Source organism: Chitinibacter tainanensis DSM 15459, from assembly GCF_000429785.1.
Taxonomy (GTDB): Bacteria; Pseudomonadota; Gammaproteobacteria; order Burkholderiales; family Chitinibacteraceae; genus Chitinibacter; species Chitinibacter tainanensis.
In genome coordinates, this window is sequence record NZ_AUCN01000009.1 from 436591 (window position 1) to 452288 (window position 15698).

General features: G+C 51.8%; 15 protein-coding genes. 5 read left to right on the forward strand and 10 right to left on the reverse strand.

Features of this window, described 5'->3' with window-relative positions; translation table 11 throughout:
- Positions 1-60 precede the first annotated feature (60 nt).
- The 3 genes from G482_RS0103265 to G482_RS0103275 are packed head-to-tail and all read right to left on the reverse strand — an operon-like array spanning position 61 to position 3942.
- The gene (locus G482_RS0103265; protein WP_028448828.1) at positions 61-816 is read right to left on the reverse strand and encodes a YdcF family protein; all 756 of its coding nucleotides are present in this window, start codon (positions 814-816) and stop codon (positions 61-63) included.
- 3 nt (positions 817-819) lie between these two features.
- A complete protein-coding gene (locus tag G482_RS17095; RefSeq protein ID WP_084414435.1) occupies positions 820-1617 on the reverse strand; it encodes an MOSC domain-containing protein in 798 nt (265 codons plus the stop codon).
- Positions 1618-1629: 12 nt separating this feature from the next.
- A complete protein-coding gene (locus tag G482_RS0103275; protein ID WP_051258680.1) occupies positions 1630-3942 on the reverse strand; it encodes a DNA internalization-related competence protein ComEC/Rec2 in 2313 nt (770 codons plus the stop codon).
- A 64-nt stretch (positions 3943-4006) separates the two neighbouring features.
- On the opposite strand from G482_RS0103275, the gene ypfJ reads away from it, so the two are divergent.
- Entirely contained in the window at positions 4007-4858 is an 852-nt protein-coding gene (ypfJ, locus tag G482_RS0103280) for a KPN_02809 family neutral zinc metallopeptidase (protein WP_028448830.1), read from the forward strand.
- 50 nt (positions 4859-4908) lie between these two features.
- Positions 4909-5262, forward strand: coding sequence for a hypothetical protein (locus tag G482_RS0103285; protein WP_028448831.1), 354 nt, complete (start codon positions 4909-4911; stop codon positions 5260-5262).
- Positions 5263-5296: 34 nt separating this feature from the next.
- Here the strand turns inward: G482_RS0103285 and G482_RS0103290 are convergent, their stop codons facing one another.
- The 7 genes from G482_RS0103290 to G482_RS0103320 form a co-directional block, all read right to left on the reverse strand.
- Entirely contained in the window at positions 5297-5614 is a 318-nt protein-coding gene (locus G482_RS0103290; protein WP_028448832.1) for a hypothetical protein, read from the reverse strand.
- 70 nt (positions 5615-5684) lie between these two features.
- Positions 5685-6905, reverse strand: a complete 1221-nt coding sequence (locus tag G482_RS0103295) for an EAL and HDOD domain-containing protein (RefSeq protein WP_028448833.1) — start codon at positions 6903-6905, stop codon at positions 5685-5687.
- Between the two features lie 78 nt (positions 6906-6983).
- Positions 6984-8915 carry a chemotaxis protein CheA gene (locus G482_RS0103300; protein ID WP_028448834.1) on the reverse strand — a complete coding sequence of 644 codons (1932 nt, stop codon included), beginning with the start codon at positions 8913-8915 and terminating at the stop codon, positions 6984-6986.
- A gap of 25 nt (positions 8916-8940) precedes the next feature.
- A complete protein-coding gene (gene cheZ / locus G482_RS0103305) occupies positions 8941-9714 on the reverse strand; it encodes a protein phosphatase CheZ (protein ID WP_028448835.1) in 774 nt (257 codons plus the stop codon).
- Between the two features lie 35 nt (positions 9715-9749).
- Complete coding sequence (gene cheY, locus G482_RS0103310) at positions 9750-10139, reverse strand: chemotaxis response regulator CheY (protein ID WP_028448836.1); 390 nt, start codon at positions 10137-10139, stop codon at positions 9750-9752.
- 57 nt (positions 10140-10196) lie between these two features.
- A complete protein-coding gene (locus tag G482_RS0103315; RefSeq protein ID WP_028448837.1) occupies positions 10197-11138 on the reverse strand; it encodes a chemotaxis protein in 942 nt (313 codons plus the stop codon).
- Between the two features lie 21 nt (positions 11139-11159).
- Entirely contained in the window at positions 11160-12119 is a 960-nt protein-coding gene (locus tag G482_RS0103320; RefSeq protein WP_028448838.1) for a chemotaxis protein, read from the reverse strand.
- A gap of 188 nt (positions 12120-12307) precedes the next feature.
- Between G482_RS0103320 and G482_RS0103325 the strand changes: the two genes are divergently transcribed.
- The 3 genes from G482_RS0103325 to G482_RS0103335 all read left to right on the forward strand — a co-directional run bounded on the left by G482_RS0103325 (position 12308) and on the right by G482_RS0103335 (position 15668).
- The gene (locus G482_RS0103325; protein WP_028448839.1) at positions 12308-13492 is read left to right on the forward strand and encodes a sensor histidine kinase; all 1185 of its coding nucleotides are present in this window, start codon (positions 12308-12310) and stop codon (positions 13490-13492) included.
- A gap of 73 nt (positions 13493-13565) precedes the next feature.
- Entirely contained in the window at positions 13566-13871 is a 306-nt protein-coding gene (locus G482_RS0103330) for an STAS domain-containing protein (RefSeq protein WP_028448840.1), read from the forward strand.
- Positions 13872-13889: 18 nt separating this feature from the next.
- Positions 13890-15668, forward strand: a complete 1779-nt coding sequence (locus tag G482_RS0103335; RefSeq protein WP_028448841.1) for an ATP-binding SpoIIE family protein phosphatase — start codon at positions 13890-13892, stop codon at positions 15666-15668.
- The last annotated feature ends 30 nt before the right edge of the window (positions 15669-15698 follow it).

Here is a 15698-nt window from a genome sequence, read left to right on the forward strand (position 1 = left end):
ATACACGGGTAGGGTATTCCTCCGGGGGCATTTTAAATCAATGTATTTGTGGGTATACCCTTACTGCCCACGCAGTGCGTACCACAGTTGCCCTAATAGCTCCCGGAATGCGGTGCTACTGAGCTGCAAGGCGCTGGCTTTGGGGAGCAATGCCGTCAGATTAAAGGGTTCGCGATTCGGGTAATCGGTGGGGGCGGTAAACACTTCAAAGCCCTGCTGCCGAAAGCTGCGCGCGGCACGTGGCATATGGTCGGCGGAAGTCACCAGAATAATCTGCCGGATTTGCGGACCGAGTAATTGGGCACTGAGTGCAGCATTCTCCGTGGTATCGACCGAGCCGCCTTCCACCCAGCGTACATCCACGCCATATTCATGCAGCGCTTGGCGCATATAGTGCGCCTCGCTGGCGCCACCAAGCGGCGCGCCACCCGACACCAGCACCGGTAAACCACTGACTTTCGCAATCCGGGCGCCATAGCGTACTCGGGCGAGCGTGACATTATTGATGGTTTCGCCTTCCACCACGTCGGGGGCGGCAAAGCGTTTGCCCCCACCCAGAATGACAATCGCTTGCGCCTGATCCATGCCGGCTAGGTTTTTGATTAGTGCCGGCGGCTCAACCAGGCGAAATAAACTCTGTGCGACCAAGGGCGTGCTCAAGGCATATAGCCCAAGCACGGCGCTGATCAAGCCAAGCCGGGCGGGCCTGGCCCAGCGCGCAGGCAAGGCGAGGCAAACCGCCATGATTAGTAATAAACTGCCCGGCGGTAGCAGCAAGGTGCGCAAGGTTTCTTTGATGAAGACGGCTAAATCCATGGCTTATTCCTTGTAGGAAATAATTTCTACACTTTGGCCAAGCCGCAATTGGCCATGATTGAGCGGGACGGCATTTTGCCCGAACAACACCTCGCTGCCCGCGCGGCGAAACTTGGCCAAGGTGCGCAGTGGCTCGCCCTTGGGCAGCATTTGCCCGCTCACCGGATCGCGAGTAGTGATCACGCAGCGCTCGCAGGGTTTGACCAGATCGATGAGCACCTCGCCAATCCGAATTTGCTGCCAGCGATCTTCAGCGAAGGGCTCGGCGCCTGCGATCAGTAGATTGGGCCGAAAACGCAGAATGTCGAACTGTTGCCCGGCGCGTTCATTTAATTCATGCCACGAGCCTTCACCGATCAGCAGTAGCGGATAGCCATCACTGAAACTCACCGGCACTTCGGGGCGGCGCTTGGTGCGCCGCGCGGATTCAGGGCCAATCCAGCACAGTAAAACGGGCTCACCCAGATAATCGCTACACCACTGATTAAGCACAGCATTGGCTTGCCAGGCTGGAAACTGGCTCTCCCACACCGTGACTTGCGTTACGGCTGAAAAATCACTGAGCTGAAAGGCTTGGCTAGCCCGATCAGGAGCATGGAGCACGAAGCCACTGGCCGTTGTTTCACAGCGCAATTGCAACAAGGCCGGGTGAGTACGGGCGCTAAGAAATTGCCCATCCGGTGTGCAGAGCATCCAGTGGCGGTCATATTGCAGCCCGATAGGCGCAATGCTGCAGTGCGTTAAGACTTCAGCTTGGGCGGATTTGAGAGGGTAGCGATAGAGCGCAGCTAGAGATAACACAATGACAACCGCTTATTGGGGTGGCTCATTGTACCAATAGCGTTGCCGCCGCTCGCGCTCGGTTTGAATTTGTATGGTTTTCCCCACGCTCAGCAGTAAAGCGCCATGCTCGGCCGTATTCCAGAACGTGGCACCAACAGCCTCATAACGCGCAATCACCTCAGCTTTGGGGTGGCCAAATGGATTAAACCTACCGGCGGAGTTGAGTGCCATGCTGGGCCGTTGCTGCTGTAAAAATGCATCGCTGGACGCCGATTTGCTGCCATGGTGCGGCACAAGCAGGATGTCGTGAGCGGCAAGGTCTTGCCGCATTAGCGCCGCTTCTTCTTGGCGGCTGATGTCGGCCGTTAGCAGCACACGTTGGTGTGCGCTGCGAATGCTGAGCACGCAACTGCGGGCGTTGTCATTGAGCAACACGGCGTCGGCACTGGGCCAAACAAGGCTAAATTCCACCCCATCCCATTGCCAGTGGTGGCCAGCGCTGCAGCGCGTTTGTAGGGCAAAAGGGGCTTGGCGTAAGGCTGGATGGTCGCTGGGCAAGGAGTGGATAATTTCTTTAACAGGCCATTGGTCGAGCAAGGCTGCTGCCGCGCCGGTGTGGTCATTATCGTTGTGCGAGAGAATGAGGGTATCGAGGGCCGGGCCCCCCGCGCTGAGCAGGGCAGGCAGTAGCGCACGCTGGGCATTAGCGGCTTTACCGGTATCAAACAGCAGCGTGTGCTGCTGGGTTTGTACCAAGACAGACAGCCCTTGGCCGACATCGAGCACCCACAGCCGTAGCTCACCAGGCGCTGGCATCGCCGGACGTGCTAGCAGAGCGGGGAGTAGCAAGACCCAACCTACCAGCCGGCCGGGCCAGCCGCGCGGCAATAGCAGAAGTAAGACCCCGGCCCCCGCCAGTAGCATCTGCAGGGCAGTGGGGCTGCTGCGCCACCACGCTGCTGGTAAATGTTGCTGACCATAACTTAAGACCAGCAGCAGGTATTGAGCTAATTCGGCTGCCGCCCTGAGGCAAAAGCCACTGGGGTCAAGTAGTCCCAGCAAGGCCAGCGGCGTAATCAAGCCACTCACGATCGGAATCGCAAGCGCATTGGCCAGCGGAGAAAGCAGTGGAAACTGGCCAAAGATAAACAGTAACAAGGGTAAAGAAGCCAAGGTGGCAGCCCATTGGCTATGCCAAAAGCCAACCCACCACGCCGGGCGGCTTTGGCTGGCGGCCCAGAGCAAAAAGCCCACTGTGAGAAAGGACAGCCAGAAACCCATCGCCAGCGGCGCAAAAGGATCGAGCAGCACCACGGCATTCAGCGCCAAGAGCCAGATGATGCTAATCGGCCAGCGTCGGCGACTGAGTAGTCCTATGGCGACAAACAGCAACATCAGAAAAGTACGCTGGGTGGGTATACTCCATCCAGCCAAGGCAGAATAAGACCCGGCGGCCAATACCCCTGCAATTAAAGCGGCTTTACGGGCAGGTATGCGATTGACGGCGCGTGGAACCTGGCGCCAGATTGTTTGGCAGAGCGCGGCGGCCAGCATGGCGAGCATGCTGATGTGCAGACCCGAAATCGAAACCAGATGCACAATGCCTGTTTGTTGAAACAGCAGCCATTGTTCGCGGCTGATCGCGCTTTGTTCGCCAATAGTGAGCGCTTGCACCATGCCCTGCAGTGGGTGATTGGCGAGCGTATGCTGGATGTGTTGCTGCAATTGGGCGCGGCCGGCCAGTAGCCAGCTGCGTTGCGGGCAGGTGATGACTTCGGCTTCTTGCCAAATAGCTAGTGCATTGATGTCTTGTTGTAAAAACCAGCCAAGCAGATCAAACCCACCTGGGTTTAGACTGGCATGTACCGGTCGCAATTTCAGCTTGGTCCGAAGGCATTGATTCGCTTGTGGTGGTGGCCCGCGGTAGCCACTGATTTGTAGTGTGTGCGCCTGCCATGCCGGATTGGCGAGCGGGGCGAGCATGCTGGCTTTGACTTGCCAGCCATATTCATAGGTTTGCACTAGGCTATTGATCTGCAGCTTGACTTCGCCAACTTGGTTGTAAAGCGCTGTGGGTAGATTTAAAGCCAAGCGCTGTTGTGCGCGCCATTGTGTGTAGGCACTGGCGAGGCAAAACAGCATAATGATGGCCAAGAGGCGCCCCAGTTGCCGCCGGCGAAAAATTAGGGTAGCGATGGCACACACTAGAGCGGCTAGAGTCCAGCGGGCGGGCTGCAGCTGTGCCGACCATTGGGCAATACTGATACCGAGCGGAATCGAAATGAGCCCGGCATAGCTTGCTAGTAGCGCCAAGCGTGAGGGTGGTGGATGGATGGCCTGCATGCTTATAGCTAGCTGCTGGGCATAAGGTTTACAAGTTGCAACTGATGGCGAGAGGAGCGGGCTGATGCGCTGGGATCAAATGCGGGAAAGCAGTAGTGTAGAAGACCAAACTGGGCGCTCTGGCGCCGGGTTAGGGCGCCTGAGTCTGGGTGGGATAGCCGTGGTGGTTGTCATCGGGCTGCTGCTGGGCAAGAGCCCGCTCGAAATCTTGGGGATGGTGGCGCAGCAGCAGGTGCACGCCCCAGCCGCAGCGCCTAATGCGGCCTCGCAAGACCCCACTGCCAAGCAGATGGTGCGACATATTCTGGGGGATACCGAGGCCACTTGGCAGCAGATCTTTGCGGCCCGCGGTGGCCAATATCAAGAACCAAAGCTGGTGTATTTCAGCGGTGCGGTGCAATCGGCGTGTGGCTCTGCCAGTGCCGCGATGGGACCTTTTTATTGCCCGGCTGATCAAAAGGTGTATATCGATCTCGCCTTTTTCCAAGAGCTATCCCAGCGCTATGCCGCACCTGGTGATTTCGCCCAAGCTTATGTGATCGCCCACGAGGTGGGCCACCATGTGCAAAATCTGCTGGGCGTTTCAGCGCAAGTGCACGCCCGGCAGCAGCAGTTGAGTAAAACGGCCGCCAATCAACTGTCGGTGCGCCTGGAGTTACAGGCTGATTGCTTGGCTGGGGTATGGGGCTATTCAGCCGCACAGCGTGGTTTGCTGGACCCGAATGATTTAGAAGAAGCACTACAAGCCGCCAATGCGATTGGCGACGATACCCTGCAACACAGCGCTGGGCGGGCAGTGGTACCAGATGCATTCACCCACGGGACATCGGCGCAGCGGATGACTTGGTTTCGCCGCGGCATGCAAGCGGGTGATCTAAACCACTGTAATACCTTCGATCCACAAGTAATTTTGTAGTTTGGCTGGTTTTTCGGTACATTCAGCAACAAGAATAGGAGGAGAGATTTATGCTGAAGTACTTACTGGCTGCCGGTTTATCGTGTTTGTTGATGGCCTGTGGTGATCAGGCTGAAAACCAAGGCGGCACGGCTCAGCCTGCGGCCCAAGCACAGGCTAATGACCCGCGTTATGCCAACGCCTTGCTCAATGCCAACCCTGCGCAGTTTAATGAGATTCTCGCTGATTGCGGCAAGCTTCTGTTTGGCGAGCACGCTGCGCCTGATGAGGTGAAGAGCAAGTGTTACGCCGGCATGGCCGAGCGAGCGCAAAAGCTGGGCCTGAAAATCAGCGAAGCGGATATTAATGAGCCGCTTGTGAAAGAACGTTATCGGTTTACTCTGCGTGAAACGCAACAAAAGTAAGGCGATTTAGCCAGTGGATCACGCAAGGGCTGCTTTAAAGCAGCCCTTTGTCATTGTCATTCAATAAATCAAGGCTGTGACTTAGCCGCTGGCGCAAGCTTTTGCGTGAAAGTAGCTTGGCCTGGGCCGCGTTTGGCAGATCCGTTAGCCGCAGTACATTTTTCTGAATTAACACATCGACTAAGTCTTCGATAACCCGGATTAAGGAACTGTCGGAATGATCAAGCTCTGAGCCTTGGCCGATAAATGCCATTACTTCGGGATCTCGGGGGCTGATAGCCTCTTGAGCTTCGGCAGTGGCTTCCTGATGGAGCGAGATGATTCGCCCTTCTGTATCGCGACTGACATACATGTGTGCATTCTCCACTGCAAAATAAAACCACGCGGAGCGTGGTTTTATTTTTAAATCAACAAAAAGTGAATTAAACCCCGAGCTCTTCAACCCATTGCAACGCTTGCACATGTGCACGATTAAGCATGTCTGGCGTAATTTGCAGCTGCTCGCATAGCCGCGGCACTTCGGCCATGGATGGGTCTTCACAGGCCTCGGCCAGTTCGAGGAATGGCCCGTAAATGCCGGTACGTGTGAGCAAGGCGTCGCTCACTGTTTCCGGCAAGATAAGGGTTTCGAGAATGTTTTCCATCGGCATGTCTAGCAAGACATCCAGCAAAGAGAACATGCCCACGATAAAGAGATTATCTTTGTCCTGGCCATCAAGCAGGTGCGAGCCGAGAAGCTCAACCAAGCGCCCCCGAGTGACGGCAGTTTTAAGCAATGCAGGTGGTGAGCCAGTTTCTGCGCCGGCGGTCACCAATAAAAGCGTGAGCCAGCGGTACAGCTTCTGATAGCCCAATATGGTGACGGCATGACGGAAGGACTGAATTTCACACGACAAGCCAAAGCCCGCCGAATTAATATAACGCAGCAGCTTAAACGATAGCGCTACGTCGCGTTTTAGGGCGTTTTCAATATCGCGAATCTCTGCGTTGTTACGCAGCATATTCAGCAAATTCAGAATATTGGCGTAACCCGGATTGATTACCTTAGCCGACAGGGTCACCGGATGAGCGAAGTAGTAACCCTGGAAGCAATCCATACCGATATCGAGGCACTGTTTAAATTCTTCTTTGGTCTCTACTTTCTCGGCCACTTGCAGTAGAGGATATTTGCGCAACTCTTTCGAGAGGGTAGGCACCTGAGCCATCCCCAGTTGCTGAATGTCGAGTTTGATGTAGTTTGCAAACTCAATCATTGGTGCTGTTTGTGGGGTCAGCACAAAATCATCAAGAGCGATGCCAAAACCCTGGTTACGCAGCTCCGCAATCCGGTTCAATAGTTCAGGCGAGGTCTGTGTGGTTTCAACAATTTCGAGGACAACGCGCTGTGGTTGCAGCAACTCCAGGAAATTGCTTTCCAGCATCGACTCCGCGACATTGATAAACGCAATCTTATCGCCTACCAGCCAATCGGTACCCATATTGGAGATGGTATTTACCAATACATTTGTACCCGCCTGCATATCACTGGAAAAATCTGCCGTTTGGGCATCCTGATTCAAACGAAATAGTAATTCGTAGCCAATAATCTGCTGCTGACGATTGAGGATCGGCTGGCGACCAATAAATGCATGTTCTTGCGTCATGTTAAAGCCTGCTGGCTATGCCCCTGTGTTTATTAGGCTATGCTAATGTTTTTTTTGCTTGCAATCAACAAGCCTTGCTTAGACTAAATCCTGTGCAAAACGTGATGTTTTGATTGCTGAGTGGTCAGCATGGGTCGATGCAAGTAGATCTTCCATATCCAGCACTAAGACAATCGAACCATCGCCGGATAAAGTGGCGCCAGCGATACCTTTTGGACGGATATGTTGTAGTGGTTTAATCACCACGTCATCACGACCAATGAAGCTATCTACCGCCAAGATAAATGAGTGCTCTGCTGATTGCATCAGTACGCCAAACTGAGGCACCTGAACTTCTTCCCAACCAATCAGGTTCGCTAGTGAACGTACAGAGAGGATCTCATCACGCACGACAATGGTGGCGCGCCCTGACACTTCCTGCACCTGTTCTTGGCGAATAGTGATGATCTCGCGCACCATGGCCAAAGGCACCGCGAATGGTTGATCGCATACTTTAACCACCAGCACCGGCAAAATGGCCAAGGTTAATGGTAGGGAAATTGTAAAACGTGACCCATCACCAACGATGGACTGAATATCCACCCGACCGTTCAGTTTTTGGATATTGGTTTTCACCACATCCATACCCACGCCGCGGCCAGATACACTGGAAATCTGATCTTTGGTAGAGAACCCGGGTAAGAAGATCAATTGCAGAGATTGTTTGTCATCAAGGCTGTTTGCCGTTTCGATATCAATTAGGCCTTTCTCAATGGCTTTGCGGCGAATAACATCCGGCCGCATCCCGCGACCATCATCGGTAATTTCAATCCGAATATGATCCCCAACCTGAGTCGCAGAGAGTTCAACCACAGCCTTGGCTGGTTTGCCGGCAGCTATCCGTTCTTCGGTCGTCTCGATACCGTGGTCAACCGCATTTCGTACCAAGTGCACCAGAGGATCATTCAGATCTTCCAGCATGGTTTTATCAAGCTCGGTTTCTTCACCTGAGATAATGAGCTCTACATCTTTGCCCATTTGCCGTGCCAAATCACGAGCAAGGCGAGGGTATTTTTGGAACAGGCGGCCGATTGGCTGCATGCGCGTTTTCATTACCGCGTTTTGCAAATCGCCAACCAGCAAATCGAGCTGGCCAATAGCCTCATCTAAGGCTTTTAGTGTACCGGTATCCATTTTTCCTGACATGATGTCAGAGCGTAGTGTGGTCAGGCGATTTTTGGTTAATCCAATTTCACCGGACAGATTCAGCACCTGGTCAAGGCGAACTGTATCAATCCGGATGGTTGTCTCTTGTGTTGAAAGCTGCTGTGATGCCGCATTGGATTGTGCCCGCTGCGCCGTCGTAGCAGGCACTGCTGCCGCAGGTTTCAAACTCAGCATTGGGTCTGCAACTTGGGCGACAGGTGTTGCTGGCTTAGTCTCAATTACTGTTGCGGTTGATTCGATCACTTGTGGTTCAGAACTGGCTGAAGTACTAGGGACTTGATCAAGCAGTACATCATACAATTGCTGCCAATTATGCTCTTCACCATTCGGTTGTGGGCTGCTGGCCTGCGAAGCGGGTGTCGCTACTGAGGGTGCTGGGGTTGCCGCCGCTGCTGATGTGGCATGTAACTCTTTGCCCTCAAGCACATTATCCAATCTTTCTAGCAGGGATGGGTCTACCGGGGCTGGGAGACGTGACTGCGCCATTGCACCAAACATGTCACGTACTGCACCAGTAGCCATCAGGATTTCATCCATGATTTCTGGTGTTAGCTGCAATTCACCGTTACGGAGTTTGTCGAACAGGTTTTCCGTACGATGGCAAAGACTGACCATCGCATCGACATTCAAAAAGCCTGCGCCACCTTTGATGGTGTGAAAGCCTCGGAAAATATCATTCAAAAGTGCTCGATCATCCGGACGTTTTTCCAGTTCAACAAGCTTATTATCCACTTCGGACAGGAGTTCTGACGACTCAGTCAGAAAATCCTGTAGCAGGTCTTCCATGCCGGCAAAATCACTCATGATATTCTCCTTCTATATGCTTCAATTAGAAGCCGAGGCTTTCCAGCAGGTCATCGACCTGTTCTTGGTTGGTAACGACGTCGGTTCGCCCTTCAGATTTCACAACCGGGCCGTTGAGTAGGCTGCTCGATTCATCGGGTTTGCCTGCATTAGGGCTGAACATTAAAAGGAAGTCCAGCAGCTGTGACTCCATATCTTTGGCCATGACCAGAACTTTCTTAATCACCTGGCCGGTCAGATCCTGAAAGTCTTGGGCCATCATAATTTCCAGCATCTGATTGCTGACTTGCTCTGATTTTTGTGTGGTGTCTTTGAGGTGCTGGTGAGTTTTTTCAACCAAGGCCTTAAATTCATCAACTGAGAGTTGCTTAGCAAAAAAACGATCCCACTCTTGGCTCAATTGTTGCGACTGCTCAAGAATGGCATCTTGCAGCGGTTTGGCCACATCCAATGCGTTGAGTGTTTTTTCTGCAGCTTGTTCAGTCATTGTGGCGACATAAGACAAGCGGTCACGTGCATCCGGAATCGAACTCGCCGCAGTTTCTAGGGATTTATCGAGGCCGAGTTCGCGCAATGTGTCGTGCAGTTTGCGCGTTAGGTGACCAATATGCGAAAACATAGATTTCGCAGGCTCAACCATTTCTGCATTGTTTGATGCAGTTTGCTGCTGTTCTTCAGCTACTGCGATTGTGACTGGAGCGTTTACAGGTGCTGCCTCGGTGTGATTGGCTGAGACAATGCTGTCAAATAACGCTTCAAGGTCAGCGGAATCTCCGCCTTGGATTGCTGGATCACTCACAGTGTTCTCCTGCGATTTGTTTTGTCTGATGGATGTTATTTGCCCATATTGGCAAAGATTTTCTTGAGCTTCTCATCCAGCGTGGCTGCTGTGAATGGCTTAACAACATAACCACTCGCTCCCGCTGTTGCGGCTTCAATGATGTTCTCTTTCTTTGCCTCTGCGGTAACCATTAAAACTGGCAGATGCTTGAGCTGTGCATCTGCACGAATTGCTTTGAGCAATTCAATCCCAGTCATATTGGGCATATTCCAATCAGTTACGACAAATTCAAATTGGCCATTTTTCAGTTTGTGTAACGCAACTTGACCATCCTCAGCTTCATCCACATTGGTGAAACCAAGTTCTTTCAAGAGATTGCGCACAATGCGACGCATGGTGGAAAAATCATCCACCACGAGAAAACGCATGTTCTGATCTGCCATAACTTACTCCATTCTGCGTTGTAGGCGCATTCAAAAAACTGAGAGGTGAATTTCTATTTAGCTGGCAAGCAATGGGACCAAAGTGTCTGCCAGAATAATCGGGTCAAATTTTGCCACATAGGCATCAACGCCTACACTGGCACCCATTGCCCTATTGGCATTGGATGAAAGTGATGAGTGCATTACTACTGGAATGCCTTGGAAACGGTGATCTGATTTAATATGTTTTGTTAGTACATAGCCATCCATTTCGGGCATTTCTGCATCGACAAGGATTAATTTCAGCTTGTCTTTTAGATACTCACCATCGTGAACAGCACGATTAGCTAAATTCTGCAGCTTGTCCCATGCCTCTTTGCCGTTATTAGCCTGGTGATATTTAACGCCAATCTTATCCAAGACACTAACAATTTCTTTGCGAGCCACCAGTGAGTCATCAACAAAGAACATGAAAGTATCCGAGCTGATATGCGATTTAGGCAGATCGGGAACAATCGGTTCACCGATTACCGTTGCGAGAATCTGCTCTACGTCCAAAATTGATACCAGCTTGCCATCTGGAAGCTCAGTAATAGCTGTAATCATTGCCTGATTGCCCGCAAGCATGCTTTCAGGGGCTCGAACCTTATCCCAGTCGACCCGAATAATGCGATCGACATCATGAACCAAGAAGGCCTGGGTGTGTTTTGAGAACTCAGTCACGATCATAGTGCTAGTGGTATCGCCGACTGGTTTCTCTTGGGTGGCAACAAACCGCGACAGCGCAATGACTGGAATGATATTTCCGCGCAGAGAAAGAACGCCTTCAACCCCATGGGGCATATTGGGTGTTTTGGTGATTTTGGGGGTTTGTGATACTTCACGTACTTTGAATACATTGATGCCGAATATTTCACGCGTACCCAAAGTAAACAGGAGGATCTCCATTTTGTTGGAGCCTGCTAATTTTGTACGTGCGTCAACTGTTTCAAGCAGATTGGTTTGTTCTGATTTGCTCATAGCTTGCTCCAGTTATTCGGCTTAATTATCTACATCACGCAACAGGAAGTTGGCGATGCTTTGGGACAGTTTATGTGGTTCAAATTTGGCGACATAACCATCGACACCCACTGACTGCCCCAGTTTTTGATTCGAAAGGCCCGATAGTGACGAGTGCATTAGCACTGGAATACCTGCAAAACGTGGGTCGCTCTTAATCTGTTTGGTTAACATATAACCATCCATTTCAGGCATTTCAACGTCAGTGAGTACGAGGTGGATCAGATCCTTCACTGCAACACCCTGAATTTCTGCCGCTTGGGCAATCCGGAGCAACTCTTCCCAAGCCCTCTTGCCGTTGATGGCATGGGCGTGGTGAATGTTCATGGCATCTAGTGTTTGCTCAATCTGGCTGCGAGCAACCAGTGAGTCATCGGCGAAGAAGACCGTTTTATTCACGATTTTTTGGTTCTGGATAACGGTAGTGGTATCGACGCGGTTGCTGTTTTGAGTGGTTTCAGCTAGCACCTTTTCCACATCCAACATCATCACGAGCTTGCCGCTTTCCAATTCGGTTACTGCTGTAACCAGCCCGCCCATTTGAACGGTAAGCATGTCAGGGGGTACACGCATCACGGACCAGTCAAGCCGCAGAATAGTGTCCACAGCTTCAACCAAAAAACCCTGCGTGTGGCCGTTGTATTCAGACACAATCATAATATCTGGGCGGCTTTCAGTTTGGATGCCGGCGTAACGGGCCAGGTCAATCACGGGCACGAGCGCGCCGCGTAGGCTCACCATGCCCTCAACCGAAGATGGCATATCAGGGGCCTGAGTGATATCAGGCGTACGCATCACCTCGCGTACTTTGAACACATTGATCCCGAAGGTTTCACGCCGGCCTGATCGCTGATCTAAGCCCAGTGTGAACAGCAGAATCTCCAGTTTGTTTGTGCCGGCAAGCTTGGTTCTGGCATCAATATTTTTGAGAAGGTCTGACACGACAAGGCTCCATAATTCGCAAGTTGAATTTAGCTAGCAGGTATCGGCGCATGGGCAAAAAAATGAAGGGTAACTGATTAAATTCACCCCTTTTGCACGATGCTGAATTTGATCAACTCAGTAAGCATGGCCGTCGCAATTAAGCCATTTATAATGCAAAAATCCCAAAGCAACAAGGAAGGTTTCTGGTGGAGCAAAGCCTACAGACAATGAATCCCAAGGAGCTGGAAGAAGCTTTCACGCTTTTTACTGAGGCTTCTCGTCAATTATCAAATGCTTATGCTGAACTCCAGCATGATGTTGCTTCATTGACTGAGCAGTTAGCTGTTGCGAATGGGCATCTAAAAAAACAATATGAAGAAAAGGCAGTGTTGTCACGAAGGCTCAGTTTGCTGCTAGAGAAGCTTCCGGCAGGTGTGTTGGAAGTGAATGCAGCTGGTGAAATTGTAAGTTGCAATCAGCGTGGATTCGAGCTGTTGGGCGCAGTGGCGCTTGGGAGTAAATGGCAAAACGTACTGAGTGATCGCTTGAAATTGGTTGAGTCCGATGTTTGGCAATTTGGTGAGGTCGGTGAGTCGGGCTATGTGCGAATCGAGCAGGTGCAGGTGCCAGAGGAAGGCGTTGAGTTGGTGCTGTTGCATGATGTCACCACCACTATTCAGATGCGGGTCGAGCTTGAGCGTCAGGGTCGTTTAGCCGCCATGGGGCAAATGGCGGCAGGCCTTGCGCATCAACTAAGAACGCCATTGGCTGCGGCATTGCTCTATACCGGCCATTTGCAACGCCCAGAACTGCGAGACGAAGATCGCTTAAAATTTGCAGCCAAAACCAATGAACGGCTGGGTCGTCTTGAGGTGTTAGTGCAAAACATGCTGCAATTTGTTAGGGGCACGCCGCAGCAAATTAGTACAGTCAATTTGGTAGATGTGATTCATGAGGCGGTGTCGGAAGTTCGGTCGATTTATGAGCCGAAGGGCGTCCGTTTGACTACAGATGTGCCGCAATTATTTGCAATGGTTGCGGCGAATCATAAAGAGCTAAGCGGTGCAATCATGAATCTTTTGGAAAATGCCTGCCAGGCGTCTGTAGTGGATGGCGAGGTGCTTTGTCGCTTGATAGGCTCTGATGCTAGCTGGCAGTTGGAAGTGGTTGATTATGGGGAAGGGATCGCGGCTGACGTTTTACCACGCTTGTTTGAGCCCTTTTTCACGACTAAGAAAGGTGGTACGGGTTTGGGCTTGGCGATTGTAAGAAATATGGTTAAGGCATATGGTGGGGAAGTGACTGTTACCTCAGCCCCGAAAATGGGGAGTAACTTCAAGATTTGCTTGCCTCGATTGCCTGACGGCACTAATGTGTTAGAACAAGACTGATTAGGCATGACTGCGGAATAGTAATTCTGTAGCCTGATTTGATGAATGAAATCTGCTAAAGGTTGGTGTAAGAATGACTCCTACGGTTCAAATTGAAGGCAATGTCGGTCGTGTGATCTTGTCTGGTCAATTCGACTTCAGTGCGCATCGTGAATTTAGACAGGTCTGTGAATCCATCATCGCCAATCCAGACATCAAAGAAGTCCTCGTGGATTTTCAAAACGTCAACTATCTGGATAGTTCAGCGCTAGGGATGCTCTTGCTGTTGAAAGAGAAAATTGCTGCTGCGAGCAAAACGCTGGCCTTGGTTAACTGCCGCGATACCGTCAAGCAAGTTCTCGAAATCGCATGTTTTGGTAAAATCTTTACCATCCGCTAAAGACTGCGGACCAAGCAGATGAAAATTCTGGTCGTCGACGACACCGAAGCTATTCTTCTTTTAATTTCCCGATTTGTTGAAGCGCTAGGCCATCAGGCTATTCTGGCCCGTAATGGCCAAGAGGCCATTGAAGTCTGGCGTCAAACTCGCCCCGATCTGGTGCTGATGGATGTGATGATGCCCATCATGTCGGGCCCAGAAGCCGCGGTTGTGATTAAGGCAGAAGCGGGCGCTACTTGGGTGCCCATCGTCTTCGTGACCGGGGTTGGGGAAGAGAACGCGCTGGCTGATGCCATTGAGCGAGGTGCCGACGACTATATCAACAAGCCCGTCAATTTCCGCGTGCTGGAGGCCAAACTCAAGGCCGTAGGCCGCACGCTGGAACTGAATCGTCAGGTCCGCGAGCAATCCAAAACCCTGGCTGATTACTACGAACGCGCCGAAGAAGAAAAACGCGTTGTGCGCCATTTGATGGATCAAATGGTCAACTCAGAACGTTTGGCCGATCCGCAGTTTCAATATTGGCTCTCAGCAGCCGAAAGCCTGTCTGGTGACCTTATCGCCGCCGCTCGCACTCCGGGGCAGGCGCTGCACATCTTGCTAGCTGATGGCATCGGCCACGGGTTGACTGCCGCACTCAATGTCCTACCTTTGACGCAACCCTTTTACAGCATGACTGAAAAGGGCTATTCGATTACCGATATCCTGTTTGAAATGAACGCCAAAGTGCGGCAGGTGCTGCCGATTGGCCGTTTCGTCTGTGTATCGCTGATCTCTATCGATGAAGTAGGTGGCACGGTCGAAATCTGGAATGCCGGCATGCCTCCGATTCAAATTCTGGATCGCAATAAGCAAGTGGTGCGGGTGTGTAGCTCTAGTAATTTACCACTGGGGATTGTCCCTTCGCATTCGCTGGATCTCTCCCCTGAGCGCATTTACTTCAAAGAGCCTGGCTTTATTGTGGCGTATTCCGATGGCTTGGTTGAAGCGCGTAACGCCAGTGGGGCTGAGTTTGGTTTGCCCGCACTGCTACAGACTTTGATTGCTGCCGACGAAACAGGCTTGCCGCCTACAACCGCCGAGCAAACGCGGATGGTGACGCAAACCAAAATCGCGCTGGCAGATTTTCTCGCCGGCGAACAGCACCATGATGATGTTTCCTTAGTGATTGCGAGTTTTGGGCAAGACAATATGGAAGTCGCTCTGCCCGCCGATACTGTGCCGCGGGCGGCGGAGTTGGCTTTGCAGGAGATTCCGGCCGATTTTAATCTGCTGGCCGAATGCAACTGGCGCTACTCGCTCGCGATTAGTGCCGAAGAGTTGCGCTATTTGAATACCATTCCCTTCATGATGTCGTTTGTGAAGGAAATCAAAGCCTTGAGCGAAGTGCAGTCGGATATTTTCCTGATCCTGACTGAGCTGTTTGTCAATGCCGTGGATCATGGCTTGCTGTTGCTCGAATCGTCGATGAAAACCCAGCCTGACGGGATGGAGCAATATCTATCGCAACGCGCCGAGCGCCTAGCGGCTTTGCCGGAAGGTCGGATCGAAATTGATCTATTAGGCTTGCGCTATAAAGAGCAGCAAGTGCTCAAAATCCGGGTTAAAGACAGCGGGAATGGTTTTGATTGGGCTAATTCTTATGCCAAATTAGCGACAGGTGGTCTGCCCTCAGGCACGCATGGCCGCGGCATTGCGCTGGTGCGTGCGCTGTCGCTCAAGGTACAATTTATTGGCCTAGGCAACGAAGTCGAAGTCTATTACCTGCCCAAGTCGCCAGCAGCAACGCAACACTAATTCCAGCGATCACCAATCCGATTCTCACCA